General features: G+C 57.1%; 20 protein-coding genes and 2 tRNA genes. 8 read left to right on the top strand and 14 right to left on the bottom strand.

Annotated features, from left to right (window positions below; all coding sequences use genetic code 11):
* Positions 1-5 precede the first annotated feature (5 nt).
* The 11 genes from ACYQ0G_RS10865 to ACYQ0G_RS10815 all read right to left on the bottom strand — a co-directional run bounded on the left by ACYQ0G_RS10865 (position 6) and on the right by ACYQ0G_RS10815 (position 5871).
* On the bottom strand, positions 6-1115 hold the full coding sequence (locus ACYQ0G_RS10865; RefSeq protein WP_460102452.1) for an efflux RND transporter periplasmic adaptor subunit: 1110 nt from the start codon (positions 1113-1115) through the stop codon (positions 6-8).
* Positions 1116-1138: 23 nt separating this feature from the next.
* Positions 1139-2050, bottom strand: a complete 912-nt coding sequence (locus ACYQ0G_RS10860) for a hypothetical protein (RefSeq protein WP_460102451.1) — start codon at positions 2048-2050, stop codon at positions 1139-1141.
* A gap of 16 nt (positions 2051-2066) precedes the next feature.
* A complete protein-coding gene (locus tag ACYQ0G_RS10855) occupies positions 2067-3038 on the bottom strand; it encodes a HEAT repeat domain-containing protein (RefSeq protein WP_460102450.1) in 972 nt (323 codons plus the stop codon).
* 34 nt (positions 3039-3072) lie between these two features.
* Positions 3073-3204, bottom strand: coding sequence for a hypothetical protein (locus ACYQ0G_RS10850; RefSeq protein WP_460102448.1), 132 nt, complete (start codon positions 3202-3204; stop codon positions 3073-3075).
* 90 nt (positions 3205-3294) lie between these two features.
* Positions 3295-3429 (bottom strand): hypothetical protein, encoded by a 135-nt coding sequence (locus tag ACYQ0G_RS10845; RefSeq protein WP_460102444.1) that lies wholly within the window; start codon positions 3427-3429, stop codon positions 3295-3297.
* 160 nt (positions 3430-3589) lie between these two features.
* Complete coding sequence (locus ACYQ0G_RS10840; RefSeq protein ID WP_460102439.1) at positions 3590-3727, bottom strand: hypothetical protein; 138 nt, start codon at positions 3725-3727, stop codon at positions 3590-3592.
* Between the two features lie 248 nt (positions 3728-3975).
* Entirely contained in the window at positions 3976-4332 is a 357-nt protein-coding gene (locus tag ACYQ0G_RS10835) for a hypothetical protein (RefSeq protein ID WP_460102438.1), read from the bottom strand.
* A 4-nt stretch (positions 4333-4336) separates the two neighbouring features.
* Positions 4337-4513 (bottom strand): hypothetical protein, encoded by a 177-nt coding sequence (locus ACYQ0G_RS10830; RefSeq protein ID WP_460102436.1) that lies wholly within the window; start codon positions 4511-4513, stop codon positions 4337-4339.
* Positions 4514-5179: 666 nt separating this feature from the next.
* Entirely contained in the window at positions 5180-5470 is a 291-nt protein-coding gene (locus ACYQ0G_RS10825; protein ID WP_460102434.1) for a hypothetical protein, read from the bottom strand.
* 228 nt (positions 5471-5698) lie between these two features.
* Positions 5699-5774 (bottom strand) — tRNA-Thr (locus ACYQ0G_RS10820).
* Between the two features lie 23 nt (positions 5775-5797).
* A tRNA-Cys gene (locus ACYQ0G_RS10815) sits at positions 5798-5871 on the bottom strand.
* Positions 5872-5984: 113 nt separating this feature from the next.
* On the opposite strand from ACYQ0G_RS10815, the gene ACYQ0G_RS10810 reads away from it, so the two are divergent.
* Both ACYQ0G_RS10810 and ACYQ0G_RS10805 read left to right on the top strand, forming a co-directional pair.
* Entirely contained in the window at positions 5985-6764 is a 780-nt protein-coding gene (locus ACYQ0G_RS10810) for a thioesterase family protein (RefSeq protein ID WP_460102433.1), read from the top strand.
* Positions 6765-6774: 10 nt separating this feature from the next.
* On the top strand, positions 6775-7224 hold the full coding sequence (locus ACYQ0G_RS10805; RefSeq protein WP_460102432.1) for a styrene oxide isomerase: 450 nt from the start codon (positions 6775-6777) through the stop codon (positions 7222-7224).
* A 7-nt stretch (positions 7225-7231) separates the two neighbouring features.
* Here ACYQ0G_RS10805 and ACYQ0G_RS10800 read toward each other — a convergent pair whose 3' ends face one another.
* A complete protein-coding gene (locus ACYQ0G_RS10800; RefSeq protein ID WP_460102430.1) occupies positions 7232-8038 on the bottom strand; it encodes a crotonase/enoyl-CoA hydratase family protein in 807 nt (268 codons plus the stop codon).
* A gap of 11 nt (positions 8039-8049) precedes the next feature.
* A complete protein-coding gene (locus ACYQ0G_RS10795) occupies positions 8050-9234 on the bottom strand; it encodes an LL-diaminopimelate aminotransferase (protein ID WP_460102429.1) in 1185 nt (394 codons plus the stop codon).
* A 136-nt stretch (positions 9235-9370) separates the two neighbouring features.
* Between ACYQ0G_RS10795 and ACYQ0G_RS10790 the strand changes: the two genes are divergently transcribed.
* The 5 genes from ACYQ0G_RS10790 (at position 9371) to lptG (ending at position 15233) form a co-directional block, all read left to right on the top strand.
* Positions 9371-11251 carry a PHA/PHB synthase family protein gene (locus tag ACYQ0G_RS10790; protein ID WP_460102427.1) on the top strand — a complete coding sequence of 627 codons (1881 nt, stop codon included), beginning with the start codon at positions 9371-9373 and terminating at the stop codon, positions 11249-11251.
* A 14-nt stretch (positions 11252-11265) separates the two neighbouring features.
* Positions 11266-12120, top strand: coding sequence for a phasin family protein (locus tag ACYQ0G_RS10785; protein WP_460102424.1), 855 nt, complete (start codon positions 11266-11268; stop codon positions 12118-12120).
* 209 nt (positions 12121-12329) lie between these two features.
* Complete coding sequence (clpS, locus tag ACYQ0G_RS10780; protein WP_460102850.1) at positions 12330-12692, top strand: ATP-dependent Clp protease adapter ClpS; 363 nt, start codon at positions 12330-12332, stop codon at positions 12690-12692.
* A gap of 217 nt (positions 12693-12909) precedes the next feature.
* Positions 12910-14133, top strand: a complete 1224-nt coding sequence (gene lptF / locus ACYQ0G_RS10775) for an LPS export ABC transporter permease LptF (protein WP_460102422.1) — start codon at positions 12910-12912, stop codon at positions 14131-14133.
* Positions 14134-14135: 2 nt separating this feature from the next.
* Entirely contained in the window at positions 14136-15233 is a 1098-nt protein-coding gene (lptG, locus tag ACYQ0G_RS10770; RefSeq protein ID WP_460102421.1) for an LPS export ABC transporter permease LptG, read from the top strand.
* 61 nt (positions 15234-15294) lie between these two features.
* Here lptG and ACYQ0G_RS10765 read toward each other — a convergent pair whose 3' ends face one another.
* Positions 15295-16386 carry a fatty acid desaturase family protein gene (locus tag ACYQ0G_RS10765; protein WP_460102419.1) on the bottom strand — a complete coding sequence of 364 codons (1092 nt, stop codon included), beginning with the start codon at positions 16384-16386 and terminating at the stop codon, positions 15295-15297.
* A 153-nt stretch (positions 16387-16539) separates the two neighbouring features.
* Between ACYQ0G_RS10765 and ACYQ0G_RS10760 the strand changes: the two genes are divergently transcribed.
* A complete protein-coding gene (locus ACYQ0G_RS10760; protein WP_460102418.1) occupies positions 16540-17706 on the top strand; it encodes an N-acetyltransferase in 1167 nt (388 codons plus the stop codon).
* The last annotated feature ends 108 nt before the right edge of the window (positions 17707-17814 follow it).

The raw sequence follows: 17814 nt of genomic DNA, 5'->3' as shown, positions 1-17814 counted from the left end.
CATTGTTATGGCTTACCTAGGAAGCGGACATTGGCAACCATTTCGGGCAGCATCCGCTCGTCGCGATTGAGAACCTCGATGCGGACCTTAAAGCTGGCCTTGCTGCGATCGGCGATGGGAACCACCGTGATCACGCGGCCTTCGTACCTAACGTCCGGATAGGCGGAGAGGGTGATTTCGACAGGATCGCCCTCGCCGACCCGCGCGATATGCGCCTCGGCGACATCGACTTCGAGTTCGAGGCTTTCCATGTCGACGATGGTGCAGATGCCGGTGCGGGTGAACCCGCCGCCCGAGGATATGGGGGAGACGATTTCGCCCTCCTGTGCGTTGATCGCGATCACGGTCCCGCCAAACGGTGCGCGGATCGCATATTGCGACAGCGTGTTCTGCACCCCGGCAAGGTCTGCCGCAGCGGCGCTGACATCGGCGCGCACCTGCCGGCCGCGAGCTTCCAGCATTGCGACCTGCGCGCGGGATGCGTCGAGATCCTTGCGGGTAGCGAAGCCGCGTGCGGCCAGCTCTTCATAGCGTGCCAGCGTGGTGCGCGCATTGCCAAGCTCGGCATCGACCGCAGCGACCTGCGCATAGGTGCCGGACTTCCGCGCACCAGCGGAGGCTAGTGAACTGGCGAGCGCGCTGGAATCCATCCGCGCGATCAACTGACCCGCTTCGACGCGCATGCCCTCGGTGACGAGGATGCTGGCCACCTGACCGGTGAACTGTGCGGCGATCGTCGCCTGGCGGCGGGCCACCACGTACCCGGACGCGGTGAGTACGCCTTCGACAGGGGCCGGCCGCATCGTAGTCGGCGATGCGGACGCGTGCTGGACGACGGTCCCCAGTTCCTGTGCCGCCGAGTGGTCTTGAAAAGACCAGGCCAGCACGGCGCAGGAACCGAGGACCGCCGCAGCGGCAGACAAAGCCAGCTTCTTGCGGCCGGGATTGTCATTGTCTGCCAGTGCGACCGTTTTCGGGGCGCCAGGAATAGACGGTGATTTCCGTTCGAACTGCGCACCATCGAGCGGCACGAGCTTGAGCTTCTCTTCCAGCGACAAATTCGCTGCCGAGCCCTTCACAACCGCTTTCGTGTCCAGTGCAGAAACCATCGTCATGATAACCTCCTCGCGTCCCCGGTTCAGTCGACGAGCTCTTCGAGAGCCGTCAGCCTTGTGCGGCAAAAGCCGCGAACCTGATTTTGATCATTGGCGTTGCCCGCCCGGTAGACGTCGAGGGCACCCTCCACGCCGTCCTGAACGCTCGCCAGAGCACCCAGCGCCAGGCAACGGACCCGGCCGCTCTGGTGCGTCCGGCTGACTTCGCGCAGGAAGTCCTCGCCGTTCTCGTCGTCGGACATGGCGACGATCGACATCAGCGCCTGCGCGGGCACGCGGTTGACTAGTTCGGAGATGCAGCCGTTCTCGATATCGAACTGGTACTGATCCATGAAGCTGCCGCGCAGCGTGCTTTCCATGATGTTGATGCTCATCGACATCGCTTCGCCGGGGCGCTGGTCGTGGACATCGGTAAAGGCGCGGTAGAGCATGACCTTGCCTTCCTCGAGTGCGGTATTCTCCACGAATTTCAAGTCGACCTTCTCGCCCGGATAGCCATCCACTGCGGTGTAGTCGTACTCGTAGTAATTGCTGCGATAGCCCGGACCGAGATGGCCGACGGTCATGAAGTTGAAATTGTGATCGTGCGGTACGTAATAAAAGAACGACCGAGATTTAGACGCGCGGAAGATGTGGTCGTTCTCGCTCGGCCAGAAGTTCGCACGTATGTAGAAGTTCTGGCTGCGGTCATGGTGCAGCATGATCGTCTGCGGGCCATACGACACTTTCGACGCATCGAAATTATTGCGGCCTTTCAGATTGCGCAGGGCGAAATCGGCGACGAGCTTCTTGTCGTTACTGACCTTGCGCAGCAATTCCGACGTGGCCAACATGTCGTCGTGCGACGTGGTGTCGATCTTGTGATCGACCATGAATTCGATCAGGTCCCCAAGTTGGGCGGTTTCTTGAGTATTGACCTTGGCGACTAAGGGCATCGCTTCTCTCCTCGGGTCAGGCGGCTTGCGCTTCGGGCGAAGCAGCAAGCATGGTCAGGGTTTTCACCGCGGCGCGGCGGACGGCTGGCTGGGGATCGTCCTCGGCCATTTTGGCGAGGCGGGGCCAGGCGCGGTCGCGGTCTAGACCGAGAAGTTCGCGCATGGCGTGCCAGCGGATGAAGTGGTGCTTGTCGTCGAGCAGCTCTTCGATCGCGTCGACCGCATCGACCCGGCCAAGCAAGCGCAGCAGCGTACTCTGCATCTGCAAGCCGGTACACAGTGCGTCTGATGCAGACACCGTCGCGACCGAGCCGTCGTCGATATAGAGCGAGAGGTCGAGCGGGACGTTGCCGACGTTCATCTGCGTATAGAGGAACAGGCACGACTGGTCGTGGGCCAAGTATTCGAGCGATTCAAAGTCCGCCTGGCGCAGGCGGCTGCCCGGCTTGAGGACGATGGGCTCGTCGCAGCGCAGGCCTGAGTCGAACGTCTTGAGATCGGTCGCGTCATCGAATGGCTGCATGCGCCAGACGCGGACCTTCATCTCCCCCTTCAGCACGACGTATTCGGCGCGGCCGCTCGGGAAGCTGACGGTGCGGCGCGAACCCTGCTTGCGCTTCTTGGCGAGCGCCAGCATGTGCGGATCCATCGCGCTGACGAGCGACAGGGCGTGGCGGGAGCGCATGACGGCGAAAGATGCCTGCTCGCTCGAGACCGCGGGGGTGAAGAGCGATTCGTAACTCGGCACCCGGGCAAAGGCATTCTGTTCGACCGACAGCATGTGCTGCACGCGATCGAGAGTGAAATGTTTGTGGACCGCATCGAAGATAGCATCGGCATTCCCGTCCGCCTGGCGCATCTTTTCTTCCAGCGCCATGTTGTCGATGGACGACATGATGGCATCGCGCTGCTCGCGACCGCTTTCCCGCAGGCGGGTGCGATAATCGGGATCGAGCAACATGGCCTCGAATTCTTCAGCGTTTTTCATAACAACCCTCCTGGTAAGTCGACCCGGCGACCGTTCACACCGGCATCGGCATCACGCCGGCGACGATCGCCTCGATGATCTTGGAACGCGTTATGACGGAGTCATCCATGTCGAAGGCCTGCATGCCTGCTTCGTGGTCCAGTGCCGGAATGTCGTTCACGTTCATTTTAAGTCCCCTTGATGATATCTTTCTATTAATCCCGGAAGTATCTGGAGGCTGCACCGCGCCGCATCGACGCGGTGCAGCACATCCTTATTACGACGAAACGCCGATGGCGATGCCGGTGATGATCGCACCGATGACCTTGGAGCGCGAGGTAACCGCGTCATCCATGTCGCAGAGTTCCATGCCTGCTTCGTGGTCCAGTGCCGGAATGTTGTTCACGTTCATTTTAAGTCCCCTCAATTCTATTTTGTTGTCGATACCGAAATAAAGCTGTCTCGTGCCGGCCCTTCTTATCGTCCCAGGGCTCTTGTTATCTTCGTTTCAGAACCGTCCCTCTCTTCAGATCCGGCCCGGCATTCGATGCCTTTCGGTTTGCCTCAGGTGATTACCACTTCGAGCCGATAAACACGGCGATCCCGGACGTGATCTGGTCGACCAAGCGACCGTTCACGTCCGCTTCGGCGCCCACGGCGACGAAACCGGCTTCGAAGTCGAGGTTCGGGAGTTCGTTATTATCGAGCATTGTTTTCTCCTTCTCGTTGTTGGCCCTTCTGTTTGGGCCCCATCTTGCTGCCACACGATTTTGCGAAACGCATTTCCAATTCACGCCAATCTGACAGGCAAACGGCTTCGGTTTTTACCTCCAGATTGACAGCTACCGGCTTGTATCCCGCACGGGACGCGGCGTTGCTCACAAACTAAGTCTCGTAATAAAAAGCCAAAAACAGAGAGGATCCGGTAATTTTCTGTGCCGGAAACCTGCTCTTCGCGTCAGATTGGGAGAATCGAAGCGGCGATCAGCGCGCTACACGCTGTGTCGAAAGCGAACGCCACGACGCCTAGGCGATAGTCGCGCCGCACGCGCCAACGCCGCCGGTCGGACCATGCAAGTCCACCCGCCGTCAGCGTCAACGCGATCGTCAGCAACCCAGCCCATACGAGGCCGGCGCGCGTAAAGAAGAAGACTAGACCCAGCGAGAGCAGCGGCGCGCCCAGCAACGCGGCAACAGCCATGGGCTTCCCGCGCAACCGCGCGGCACGGCGGAACTGGTACGCCGCCTGTGCGCAAGTCGTCGCAAAGGCCGCAATAGCAGTCAGTTCGATCCACAACCGGACGATATCGTTCATCACGTCAGTGCCTATTGCCCGCGAGGTAACGCTCGACACGCTTTTTCAGTCCGGGCGAGAGGACCATGATGAAGCTGCGATAATCGTCGGGGTTCCGCACCCTTTGGAGATGCCCCTCGCGCTCCAGCATCTTCAACGTCCGCAGCGCGGTCGTTTCCGGCAGTCCGGACCCCAGCCACAAGCTCTTAACCGTAAGACCGCCTCCCGATTCGGAAGCAATGTAAAGTTCCAGAAGAATCCGCCAGACCTTTTCCTGCGAGCCTACATGGCCGAAATCACTGTCCCAGCGGCGCGCGCGGACAAGTTCTCTCGCGGCTATCTCCGCTGCGGATTCTTCCTGGAGTTCGGGAATAGTGCGCTACTCCGGCGGGGGCCGTCCGAGCGGCGGGTCGCAGGGACTTCCTGAATACAATGTCAAACCGCACTCCCACAAGGTTGGTGGCTGTCTGGGTGGGCGGCCGGTTCCTCCCATGTTCGAAACGTCCGGTTCCCGCGATTGCCAAATCGTAGTCGGGGGCAAGCGAGGCCGCATGGCGGGCCGCGGCGTCCGCACACTGGTTGGCGTTTCGATATGGTCGAGGCTGTGCAGGGGGTTGCCGGGACGCACTGAAATATCCTTTGACAGCAAAGATGGACTCAGAACGCCAGAAAAAACGTGATTTGTCAAAAGCGAGTGACAAGTGTTTGGCCCGATCCCTACGATTTCTGACAATCAACAGGACTGATCGCGAAGAATTAATTATTTACGTAGCTTTAGATTTCACGAAGAATGAATTGTCCCACTTTTGGAATTCGACAGATTGTGCGCACAACCTTCGGCGGCGGCTACAGACCCAAAAAGCGGCAATTAGGCGCGTAGCTCGGTTACATACCTGTTCAGAGAATCAGCAACTTCATTTGCCCGTCGGTAAACGTCGGGTGCCTCGCCTAGGTCCATGTATTCCGTTTCGATACTGACCAAGTAGTTCGCTACTTCCTCTCGGCTCGCGCCATTCCACAAGCGCCCAGCTGCTTGGAGTAGATAGCTGTCGTATTCATCTTCGGGCCAATCGTCAGTCCCGCCCAATCCGATTGGATCCCACTTCGCCCAGCCGATTTCACGAAGCCTCGAAAGCTTGAACTTGGGGCGAGTACTCATCAGCAAATCCTACACGCCCCATGTCCGCTTTCCACCCATAATCGGACATTAGCGGCGCTGATTACCGGAGCAAAGCTGCCGGTCCACTTTTAGGCAATCCTGGCAAGAGCCCGAACGTCCGAAATTGGGGCGCAAAGCGGACATAGCCGCGCCGGTCTCTTTCGAAAGTTCTCAGCAGTCAGGAGTGGGGTGGCCAAGAAATGGCGGTTTTCTGCGGTTCCTGAAAAGTGGTGCCGCTTAGGTGACTCGAACACCTGACCCCATCATTACGAATGATGTGCTCTACCAACTGAGCTAAAGCGGCACATTCTCTACACCAGAGAGAAGTGGAGGCCCGAGCCGGAATCGAACCGGCGTGCAAGGATTTGCAGTCCTCTGCGTAACCACTCCGCCATCGGGCCTCGCCCGGCCTCTCGGCACGGGAAGCGGCCCACTAGCGATTCTGCGACAGCTTTGCAATCGCCTTACGTAACGTCGTACTGGACGCAGCCGAAAACCTTGGCAAATACCGTGTATGAGTATTGCTAGATTGACCGATCCGGTTGCCATTAATGGTGGCCCGACACGCTTCGAAAATCTCGATCATTGGATGCAGGGGCGCACTCTTTATGGCGGCGCGTCCGCCCTCATAGCCTATACCGCTGCAATCAAGGCATTCCCTGACTTACCGCCATTGAGAGCGGGCCAGATCTCTTTCGTTGCCCCCACAGGACCGGAGGTGGAACTCAAACGCGAAATCGTCCGTCAGGGACGCAATGTCGCTCAAGTGCGCAGCGAGATCTGGTGCGAGGGGCAATGTACGCTTACGGCCTTCTGGCTATTCGGTACCGAGCGCGACGCGAATGCCGAGCATCCCGCTGCGCAAATTGCGAATTGGCCTGGCTCACCCGAAGATGCCGAAGTAACAATGACCGACAAGGGTCCCGCGTTTATCCAGAATAATTTCGAGTTACGCCGTGCACAGGACATCAGCGGCCCCGGGGAACCGGTCGTCCGCCGTTGGGCCCGCCTTACGGACAGCGAACGGCTGGATCCCATTAGTGAACTGGTCCTGCTAGGTGACGTCCTGCCTCCTGGGGCGATGCGGGCGATGAAACGGCAGGGGCCGCTCAGTTCGATAAATTGGTCCTTTAATCTTCTGACCACGAACCCGAAAACGCGTGATGGATGGTGGCTTTCCGAAAACGCCAGCCAACATGCTGCGGGTGGCTATTCTTCGGAACGCCTCCGATTGTGGAATACCGAAGGAGATCAGGTTCTGGACGGAATGCAATGCGTCGCAATCTTCGGTTAGGGGCATCAGGATGCAGGAAGGAATAGTCCTGACGAGAGATCAGCGAACCCTGATCCTTGCAGGCGCCACCCTGTTCCTTTTCAGCCTGCTCCAAGGAGCGGCACTGCAATTCTTCGCTAATCCGAGAATGGCTTTGTCCGCACATTTGACCGGGGTGCAAAGCGGCATGGCCCTAATGATTGTAGGTGCGATATGGACCGCTGGCCACCTCCGCCCCTCCGTCGCCAAAATCGGCAAGTGGGCGATTATTGTCGGTATGGTCGCACTTTGGCTTGGCCTTACTGCCGCAGCTGCAACGGGCGCGAGCAGTTCTCTACCTATAGCCGGCAATGGGTACAGAGCCGGCCCGATGACGGAACTGCTGGTCTCGGCTGCGGTGCTCGGTGGAAGTGGATCGATGACCGTGGGGTGGTTGATTTTTGTTCGGGGTTTAATTCGAGGAATGCGGAATGCGCCCTGATCTAGGGTTACCGCGTCGGCGTGTCGGTATACTTGGCCGGACGTTTTTGCATCCCGGCCATCACGGCTTCGATCTGGTTGGGAGTGCGCATAACGGCAGCTTGTTCAAGGCTTTCAGCCAATAATATCTCGTCTCCCGAATTTTCCAACATAGCTTCGGAAAGACGTTTGGCCCCGCGGATGGCATCCGGGTTACGATTAGCGATTTCATTAGCGATATCGGTCGCCTTACCTAGCGGGTCCTCGCTGACATGCGTCGCGAGGCCGTAAGAATGCGCTTCGGTCCCGGAAAATTCACGGTTGGTGTAGACCAGCTCGCGCAGGATATCGTCTCGCACAAGTCCGCGCCAAAGATGATAGCCGCCCATGTCGGGAACCAGGCCCCATTTCAACTCCATGATCGCCATGCGCGATGCGGGATGCACAACCCGTATATCCGCGCCACTTGCAATTTGCAGACCGCCGCCGAAGCATACGCCGTGGACCGCAGCAACGACAGGTACCGGGCATTTTCGCCAGGTCATTGCGACTTCCTGAAACGCATTGGCGTTGCCATGAGTGCGCTCTGCCAAAGGCTTGCGATCAGTATCTGCTGCGGCGGTGAAGCTCGAGACATCCAGCCCGGCGCAAAAAGCTCTCCCCTCTCCCGCAAGGACCACAGCCCGCAAACCTTCCATGCTGCGCAATTGCTCCCCTACATTTATGATCGCTTCGAACTGGGCAGGGTCGAGTGCATTCATCTTGTCCGGGCGATTGAGGCGAACCTGCGCGACCCCATTATCGGCAAGATCGATGGTAACGCGTTCGGTGCTCATGGCTCTCTCCCTTAACTCGCGCGGTCGGCGAGGAATTTTTTAATATTCCTCGCGGCTTGGCGAATGCGCTGTTCGTTTTCGACCATGGCAATTCGCACATAGCCCTCACCTTCTTCGCCATAGCCGACGCCTGCCGCGACGGCGACGCCCGCATGTTCGAGCAGTTGCTTGGAAAATTCCAGGCTACCCATGTGCTTGAAACCATCCGGCAAGGGCGCCCAAGCGAACATGCTCGCGGCAGGCACGGGAACGTCCCAACCGGCGCGGCCGAAGCTTTCGACCATGACATCACGCCGATGCTGATAGCGTTCGCGGTTTTGCTCCACGATATCCTGAGGCCCGTTCAGTGCTGCACAGGCGGCCGCCTGAATTGGCGTGAAAGCGCCGTAATCGAGATAGCTTTTCACGCGCGTAAGTGCTGCGATCAATTTCTCATTGCCCACGGCGAATCCCATGCGCCACCCAGCCATGGAATAGGTCTTCGACATGGATGTAAACTCGACCGCCACATCCTTTGCCCCGTCGGCTTGCAGGATAGAAGGCGTCGGTTTGCCATCGTAATAAAGCTCGGAATAGGCGAGGTCGGAGAGCACCCAGACGTTGTTCTCCTTGGCCCAGTCAACAACCCGCTGATAGAAGGCGGCATCGACAACCTCCGCAGTAGGATTGCTGGGATAATTGACCACCAGCACGGTCGGGCGCGGCACGGTATAGGCCATGGCGCTGTCGAGCGCCTGCCAATAGTGCTCGTCCGGCGTAGTGGGGACGGAACGGATTGTCGCTCCTGCAATGATGAAGCCGAAGGTGTGAATAGGATAGCTGGGGCTCGGCGCGAGGATCACGTCACCCGGTGCCGTGATTGCCGTCGCCATGGACGAAAGACCTTCCTTCGATCCCATGGTGACGACCACCTCGGTTTCAGGATCGAGTTCCACGCCGAAGCGTGATTGGTAATATTTCGCCTGCGCCTTCCTCAGGCCCGGAATGCCCTTCGACTGCGAATAACCGTGCGCGCTGGGCTTCTGGGCAACTTCGCAAAGCTTTTCGACGATGTGCTGCGGTGGTGGGTGATCGGGATTTCCCATTCCAAGGTCGATCACGTCACGTCCGGCTTGGCGCGCCGCGTGCCGCATCGCGTTGACCTCTGCGATCACATAGGGAGGCAGGCGCTTGATGCGGTAAAATTCGTCGGACATTTAGGCTCCGTTGCGCGTAGTTAGTATCGCACTGATTACCTATTCGCGCCTCAAGCGCAAAGGTGCTCGCTTTTGCGGGCCTGCGAATTATCGTAGAGGCCTGACAAGCGCTGCTTCACAGCCGCAGGGGAGAGACATGACCGAGACACCTGATCCGTTCACCAACCTCTATGAACAGCCAGCCAAGCTGATGCGCGCACTTTTCGCCCCGATGACCGGCGCGATGGATCCGGCAGCTATGACCGGCGATCATCTGATGAGTTCGGAGGAAATGAGAGCCTGGTCCGAGTCGACGGCACAGCTGCAGGTCTTGTGGGCTCAATTTCAAACCGAGCAGATTAGCAACCCGCAGGCACTAGTTCCGTATTTCGATCCGGCACGATGGATGGCTCTGGCAACCGACTGGTATAAACAAATGCCCATCGCACAGACAGAGCAGCAGCAGGCTTTGTGGAACGAAGGTATGCAGCTCTGGTCCGATGTGCTGGGTCAGTACGGCTTCGGGCCAAAAGCGGCTGAGAAAAGCGCTGAGGAAATAGAGCTACCACGGAAAGACCGCCGGTTTTCGAATGAGAAGTGGCGGGCCCATCCCTCCTACGCACTCATCCATCAGACTTATCTCTTCCTGGCGGAGCGGTTGGAGCAGATGGCTGAAAGCTTGCCCGATCTCAGCCCTCAGCAGCGCGACCAATTGCGGTTTACCACAAAGGCAATCACCGAGGCTGCTAGTCCTGCCAATTTCCCCTTGCTTAACCCAGTGGTGATGGAGCGGACGTTGGAAACCCATGGCCAGAATCTGGTCAAGGGCATGGAACATCTTCTCGCCGACATGCAACGCGGTCAGCTCAGTCACACCGACGCCAGCGCATTCACCCTGGGCGAAAACATAGCGACCACGCCGGGTAAGGTTGTGCATGAAACACCGCTGTACCAGTTGATCCAGTACACGCCGAGCACCGACAAAGTACTGGCTACTCCGCTGGTGATATTTCCCCCTTGGATAAACCGATTTTATATTCTCGACCTCAACGAAAAGAAGAGCTTCGTGAAATGGGCGGTCGACCAGGGCGTAACGGTATTCATGGTTAGCTGGAAGTCAGCCGACGCCAGCATGAAAGACGTTATTTGGGACGATTATGCGCTGGCCCAGGTCGATGCGATCGACCACGTCCGCGAGCGACTTGATGTCCCCAGCGTTCATACGATCGGCTACTGCGTGGCCGGAACCACACTAGCCGCTACACTCGCCCTGCTGCACCGGCGCGGCGAAGCCGACCGTGTGAAAAGCGCGACGTTCTTCACGGCACAGGTAGACTTTGAAAAAGCTGGCGAACTGCTCAATTTTGTGGACGATCAACAGCTGGGAACCGTCAAGGCATTATCGCCCGACGGTTATCTTGATGGGCGCTACATGGCTGCGACTTTCAATCTTCTGCGCGGCACGGACCTGATCTGGAACTACGTCGTAAAAAACTATCTCCTAGGGGAAGATTATCCGGCGTTCGACCTGCTCCATTGGAACGGGGACGTCACTAACCTGCCCGCGAAGTGGCACCAGCAATATCTACGCGACCTTTATCGGGACAATCTGCTGGTACAAGCTGATGCGCTGAAAATCGACGGGACGCCGATTGATCTCGGCCTGATTGATACGCCAACATATATTCAGGCGGGAAAAGAAGACCATATCGCACCGGCCGAGAGCGTCTGGCGGATGACCGAGCACTTCGCCGGTCCGGTCAAATTCATTCTGGCTGGTTCGGGCCACATTGCTGGAGTGGTCAATCCACCTTCATCAGGCAAGTATCAGTATTGGACGAACGAGAGAAATCCGCGCACCCTTGCCGAATTTCGCGAAGCTGCCGAAGAGCACCCGGGAAGTTGGTGGCCCGACTGGATTGAATGGCTCCGCAGCCAAGATGATACGATGGCGCCCACTACCGGAAAGCTCACGCCAGGCAGCAATGGCGACGAGGTTATTGAGGATGCTCCCGGGCGATACGTAAGAGCGAGATAGCTTTTTACACGCTATTGTGCACTGCACAAAAATGCTTGACTTCAAAGCCGCGATGCCTATTTTGTGCAGTGCAGCAATTTGAGGTTATTGCGATGGCCAAAAGCCAGACTAAGCATGGCTCCACAGCTAAAAAAGCTGATGCGGGTGCAATCGATAAGTCAGTTACCGCTAGCGCGGAAAAGGTTGGCGAGGCAATCGAGGTCGATAGCCACCAACCGGTAAAAGTGGACGCAGTGGCCGAGGCCGTAGCTGCTCCTTCCGGGCTCGACGCAAGCGGAGCTACGGACAAAAAATCGACTGGCCCCAAAGCACCAGCAAAGAAGAAACCCTCTTCGCGCAAAAGCACTTTGAAAAAAGCAGCCAGCCGTCAGGTCGCTGACCCCTCAAATACCCCCATCGCGAAATTGAAGGAAACTATCATGGCAACTGCCAACACAGAAAAAACCACCGAATACACAGCAGTCACGAACGATATGGCTGAAGAAATGCAGAGCCGTGCCAAGGCTGCTTATGACAAGGGAACCGAAATGACCAAGGAAGCTGTCGAATTCCAGAAGGGCAATTTCGAGGCAATGGTCGAGAGCAGCAAGATCCTTGCTTCGGGTATGCAGGACATGGGCCGGACCTATGTGGAAGAAGCCAAATCGGTAGCTGATGCCATGCAGGGCGACGTCAAGAACCTTGCGTCCGCAAAGTCGCCGACCGATCTTTTCCAGCTCCAAGGTGAAATCGCGCGTCGCAACTTTGACGCTATGGTCTCGACTGCATCGAAAAACACCGAAGCTATGCTCAAGCTGGTGAACGAAGCATTCGCTCCTCTGTCGAGCCGTATGAGCCTCGCCGCAGAAAAGGTGCGAACGACCGCCTAAGGCAATTTGCTTCATTCAGCCGGGCCTCTCTCCTCTCTCCATCGCCCGGTAGATTAAAGGGTCGGATGACGTTCGATGTCATTCGGCCCTTTTGTTTCGACCAATCGCTCCAGTTCGCCAGCCATCACGATGTCGGCTTGAGTGCACAATTGGAGCAGGATTGTTTACACGCTTGCGATTTCGCGAACCGATACGATATTGGCGCCGTAATGATCCATCCTCTTCCAAACCAGACTACGCGCGGTTCAGCCGGAGACGACGACCCCGGTGAAGGTGACGGTCAGGCCAACGTCGCGACAAAAACGCGTGCGAAACCAAAGAAGCCAAGTCAGTACAAAGTCCTGCTGCTGAATGACGATTACACTCCAATGGAGTTCGTTGTCATCGTGCTCAAACGGTTTTTCCGAATGGATATGGAAGAGGCCACGCGGGTGATGCTCCACGTCCATCAGAAGGGCGTCGGCGTGTGCGGAATTTTCCCATACGAGGTTGCCGAAACTAAGGTGAACCAAGTGATGGACTTCGCTCGTCAAAACCAGCACCCGCTGCAGTGTACCTTGGAAAAAGCCTAGGCCTTTTCCTCGGTCCTATTAGCAAGGACCGACAAGCGCGTCGGCACTCGCGCGGTGAGAGTTTCCCCCTTTACATCGCACAGCAAGATCCATCTTCGCGCCCAAATGCCCGTATCTCTCACAGAGCGCGTGATGGCGTCACCGCCGGTAACGCATGACGCGGGGTTTTTTTCGCGCTAGGGCCTCTGTCTCAAGCGACCTACAGGCCGGATACCGAGTGTTCAATTTCATCCCCGCAATCGACCGCTACATCTTCCGCCTGGTTATCGTGCCAATGCTTGGTGTTTTTGCGCTCGCCGCCTCGCTACTCGTGCTCGACAAGATGCTTCGCCTGCTCGACTTCGTGGCTGTCGAAGGGGGGCCGGTAGGGGTCGTATTCAAGATGCTCGCCACGCTCATGCCGGAATATGCGAGCTTGGCCATTCCCCTCGGCTTGCTACTCGGCATTCTGCTCGCGTTTCGCAAATTAGCGACGACCAGCGAACTGGATGTGTTCAGGGCCGTCGGCATGTCATATGGCCGATTACTGCGCGTACCTTATATGATTACCGCTGTACTTATGGCGGTCAACATCGCCCTGGTGTTCTTCGTCCAGCCCGTCAGTCGCTTCACTTATGAAAGGCTGGAGTACGACTTACGCTCCGGCGCCCTTGGTGCCTCCATAAAAGTCGGTGAATTCAACACGATTGCAGATCGTATGGCTCTGCGTATCGAGTCTAGTGAGGACGATGGCCGGGAGTTGAAGGGCATTTTCGCACGCGTTGCCAACGACAAAGGACAGGTGCTTTCGATAAGTGCGAAGTCCGGGGCCTTCCTCGCGACGACAGATAATCCCGATACCATCATTCTGCGCCTGACTGACGGAACGATAGTTCAGGATACCGGCAGTCAAGATCCCCGCGTTCTGACATTCACCCGCCACGATTTGCCGATCGACCTGCCAGCAATCGAGGAATTCCGTGCACGAGGCGAAGACGAGCGTGAATATATTCTCCCCGAACTATTACGGATGGGCTGGGCTGACGATGAGCCCAAGATCAAGCGCGCTGCTTCGCAGGCCAGCTTCAACTTCAGATTGGTGGAAGTGGTGATGATGGCGCTCATGCCGTTGCTGGCAGTTGCACTTGGCATTCCACCCAAACGAAGCACGAGCGCCTTGGGTGTCTTTATCTCCATCGTGATGGTGGTCGCCTATCACAAGGTCAACCAGTATGGAGAGGATGTGGGCGCGTTGGGCATGGTAGATCCGATATTGGCTCTCTGGATCCCGTTTCTGTTGTTTGCGGCGTTGATTCTGTGGATGTATTATCGGGTCGCCTTCGTTCCCGGCGGCCAGGCAATTGGCGCACTGGAGAACTGGTTCTCGAAAGTCGCCAAGCGCATCACAAAACTGTTCCGAAGGCGGCGCAAAGTGGTGCTTGATGGAGATATCGAGGCCTGATCATGCAGCTGGACTTCTTTCCCTCTCGCACTCTCACCACCTATCTTGCCAAGCTTTTCCTTGTCAGGATTCTTGCAGTACTAGCCATGCTGGTACTGGTGCTGATGATGCTCGACTTGCTATCGACCAGCGGAGAGATCCTGGCTGTTCCTGGAAATGGCCAAGGCGAGTTACTCACCTATGCCGGGCTCCGTATCCCGCAACTGATACAGCGGTTTCTCCCCTATTCGGTATTGCTGGCCACGCTGATCACTTTGGTTACGCTGAACCAGAATTCCGAAGTGATCGCGATGAAAGCCGCAGGACTTTCCGCCCATCAGGTGCTGGCACCGTTATTGCTTACAGCTTTGGTCATGGGCGCAGTCAGCTTCATCTTTAACGAACGTGTCGTTACCCGTTCAACGGCGACGCTCAAGGCTTGGGACGCAGCCGATTTCGGGCCGATCCCGGAAGAATCCCAGGTACGCGCCAATGTCTACCTGACCGACGGAGCCAATATCATCACCGCCGCCCAGCTCACTGGCAGCGGAAAGAACATCCGTATGCGCGATGTTACTTGGTACCGTCGCAGTGCGGACGGCGCTATCGTGGAACAGGTCGACGCCGCAAGCGCGCACTATGCCGAACCAGGTTGGCAGCTGGACGACGTTACGCGTTTTGATATTGCCAGCGCCTCCCAGCGCAAAACCAAGCGTATGACGGTGGGAATGGAGCTTACCCCCTCCCAGATCGATCTCGCAAAGATAGATCCCGATGCGGTGCCCTTCTGGCAGCTAGGTGACCAAATTGCGGCATTTGAGGAAGCTGGACGTAGGACAGGGGAAATGCGAGCCAAATGGTGGCACAAGCTATCAGGCCCCCTCTCTTCATTTTTGATGCCACTCTTGGGCGCGGTAGCGGCCTTTGGGCTTGCCCGATCAGGCGCGCTGTTCGTTCGGGCGCTTATCGGCATGGCGCTTGGGTTCGCTTATTTCGTGGTAGACAACGCAGCGCTCGCTCTGGGGAACTTCGGTGGCTACCCACCATTCCTTGCGGCTTGGGCCCCGTTCTTCCTGTTCGCGTTGATCGGAGAAACCGTCCTGATCCGAACGGAGGAGTGACGGTGCCACTTCCCCTCGTTTTTAGAGCAATCGGTTCATAATATCTAACCGAACAGCAAGGTCAGGGACGACCGCGCATGGTGTTCCGAGCAATTCGCGCGACGAGAACACTCATTCCGGCGTGATTGGCGCCCGCGTAGGTAGATCCCTCGCCCAGTTCACGCGCAAGACGGCGATGCGCTTCGGGTAGCGAATGATAAGGCATCGAAGGCATGAGGTGATGCAGAGCATGATAGCGCAATCCAACAGGTGCCCAAACCTCCGCGATAAACCCAGGCGGTGGCACATTGACCGAGTCAAGGAACTGAGCCGTAACCGTCATGGCATCGCCTTCGTTTTCCCACAAATGGGCAACGAGAGTGCGCAGTTGGTTAAGCAGCGCCACTATGGAAGCAACAGAAAGGGCAATCAACAGAGGCTTCCACCCAAACGCGAACACGCTTCCGATCAGCAACCAAGACCAGACAAAGCCGCCCAGTTCCTGCAGCAATACACGCAACCGCAAATCCCCTTCAGCCGGTCGGCGCCGGAATTCCGGGTTAATCGCCAGCGCGCTCGCCCTCTGCCATGTCAAACGGCGGACGGCCGGAATGAGCGCACCTAGCGGAACGAGAACCGCGAAGCGGAACAAGAGAGCCACTGGGGCAAGAATGGCGACGACAACGAATAGCGGAAGGCTCCACGGCTTCATGAGCGCTAACGGCAAATACTCCGGATCAGCGACTGTACCGTATTGCGTGCGCTTATGATGCAAAGTGTGCACCTGCTCGTACATGAAGGACGGAGTCAGCATTGGAATGCCCACCAGCGCGTTCCAACCGGTACGAAACCCGGGCATTGCGCCGTTCCGGAAATGCGAAATCTCATGGATAAATAATAGCGCCCGATAAAGCGCAAGAACGGCAACCACCGCGAGAACGATCGCAAGAGCAGTATTCTCAATCAGGATAGCCCCAGCCAGAGCACAATAGCCGATGAGCGCAGATCCGGCCATATCTGCCCAGTACACTGCAGCCCGATGATCGGCGATATCCTTGGTTAGATCGCGAGCTGCGCGGAGCATCGCCTTGTCGTCGGCGATCTGCGTCAGCCAGCCTCGCTCGCGATGGGAAGCTGCCTTTCCGGCAGCGGGAAAATTTGGTTCTGCGTTCATAATCTTTGGTTCCGAAGCTGCGCCCTTAGCGCAGAACAGCATGGGATTACAGCGTGCGCATTCGATCACTGAAATCGTCGGCCGATGAGGCTTCCTTGACTTTTAAGTGGTGCCATAGACAGGGCTAACCGCGGCTGAACAAGGACTATACGCGTGAGCAAAAGCAATATCGTCATCGTATCGGTAAAGGGCAAGAAAGATCGGGCAGACTTCGTCGATCTAGGCCGTAAATTTGCGATCCGAGAACCGTATTATGTTCCCCAGCTGCGCTCCGAGCAGCTTGAGCTCGTCGATCCGGTTAAGAACCCATTTTTCCAACACGCAACTGTCGAGCTTTTCATCGCTTATCGTGATGGGCGCGCTGTAGGACGCATATCAGCACATATTGATCACCTGGCCTTGGAGCTGCCACGGGAACAGGGCATGGGACCGGGCACCGGCATGTTCGGTTATTTCGATGCCGAAGACGAAACGACCGCACATGCGCTTCTTTCGAAAGCCAGCGAATGGTTACGGTCGAGAGACATGGCGCGCATGCTGGGCCCGATCTCGCTCTCCATCTGGGAGGAACCGGGGCTACTCGTCCGAGGGCAAGATCATTCACCAATGTTCATGATGGGACATCATCCGGCACATTATCAGGACTGGATGAAGAGCTTCGGCTTGTTGGAAGCAAAACGACTCTACACCTTTGATCTCAACATCGTCCAGGAATTCCCAAAGCTCGTTCAGCGAATTGTGTCGTCGGGAGAAAAGAACGATCGCATCGTCATCCGCCAGATCGATATGCAAAACTGGGACGAGGAAATTCGCACCGTTCTTCACATTCTCAACGATGCATGGTCGGACAATTGGGGCTTCATACCGTTTACCGAAGCCGAAATCTCGCATGCCGCGAAAAAAATGAAGCCGATCATCAAGCCAAGCCTCAACATGATCGCCGAACTCGACGGAAAACCCGTAGCATTTATGATGGTGCTTCCAGACATGAACGAAGTTCTGAAGCAGACCGATGGGAAGCTTTTTCCATTTGGCTGGATCAGGATCCTGCGTTGGCTCAGGAAACCCATGGGCGCTGGAATGCGCGTGCCGCTTATGGGCGTACTTAAAGAATTTCAGAACTCGCGCCTTGCAAGCCAACTCGCCTTCATGATGATTGAATTTATCCGTCGCAGCGCCACAACTGATTACAACAGCAAGCGCGCCGAAATCGGATGGATACTCGACGACAACAAGGGAATGGTAGCGATCGCGGACACTATAGAGAGCAAGATCAATCGTGAATACGTGATCTATGAGAAATCTATTTCTGCGCTCTGAGGCCGTGGCCCATTGGCCACAGCACTCCAGTGGATTAGCCGCCATGGGAACTCGTAGACTTCGCCCGCCGTTCCATGGGAATACAGCGTCCCTTTGCGGCGCTAACCA

Source organism: Qipengyuania triglochinis, assembly GCF_054655615.1.
The sequence above is the reverse complement of the archived record's forward strand: the minus strand, read 5'-3'. Positions and strand labels throughout refer to the sequence as shown.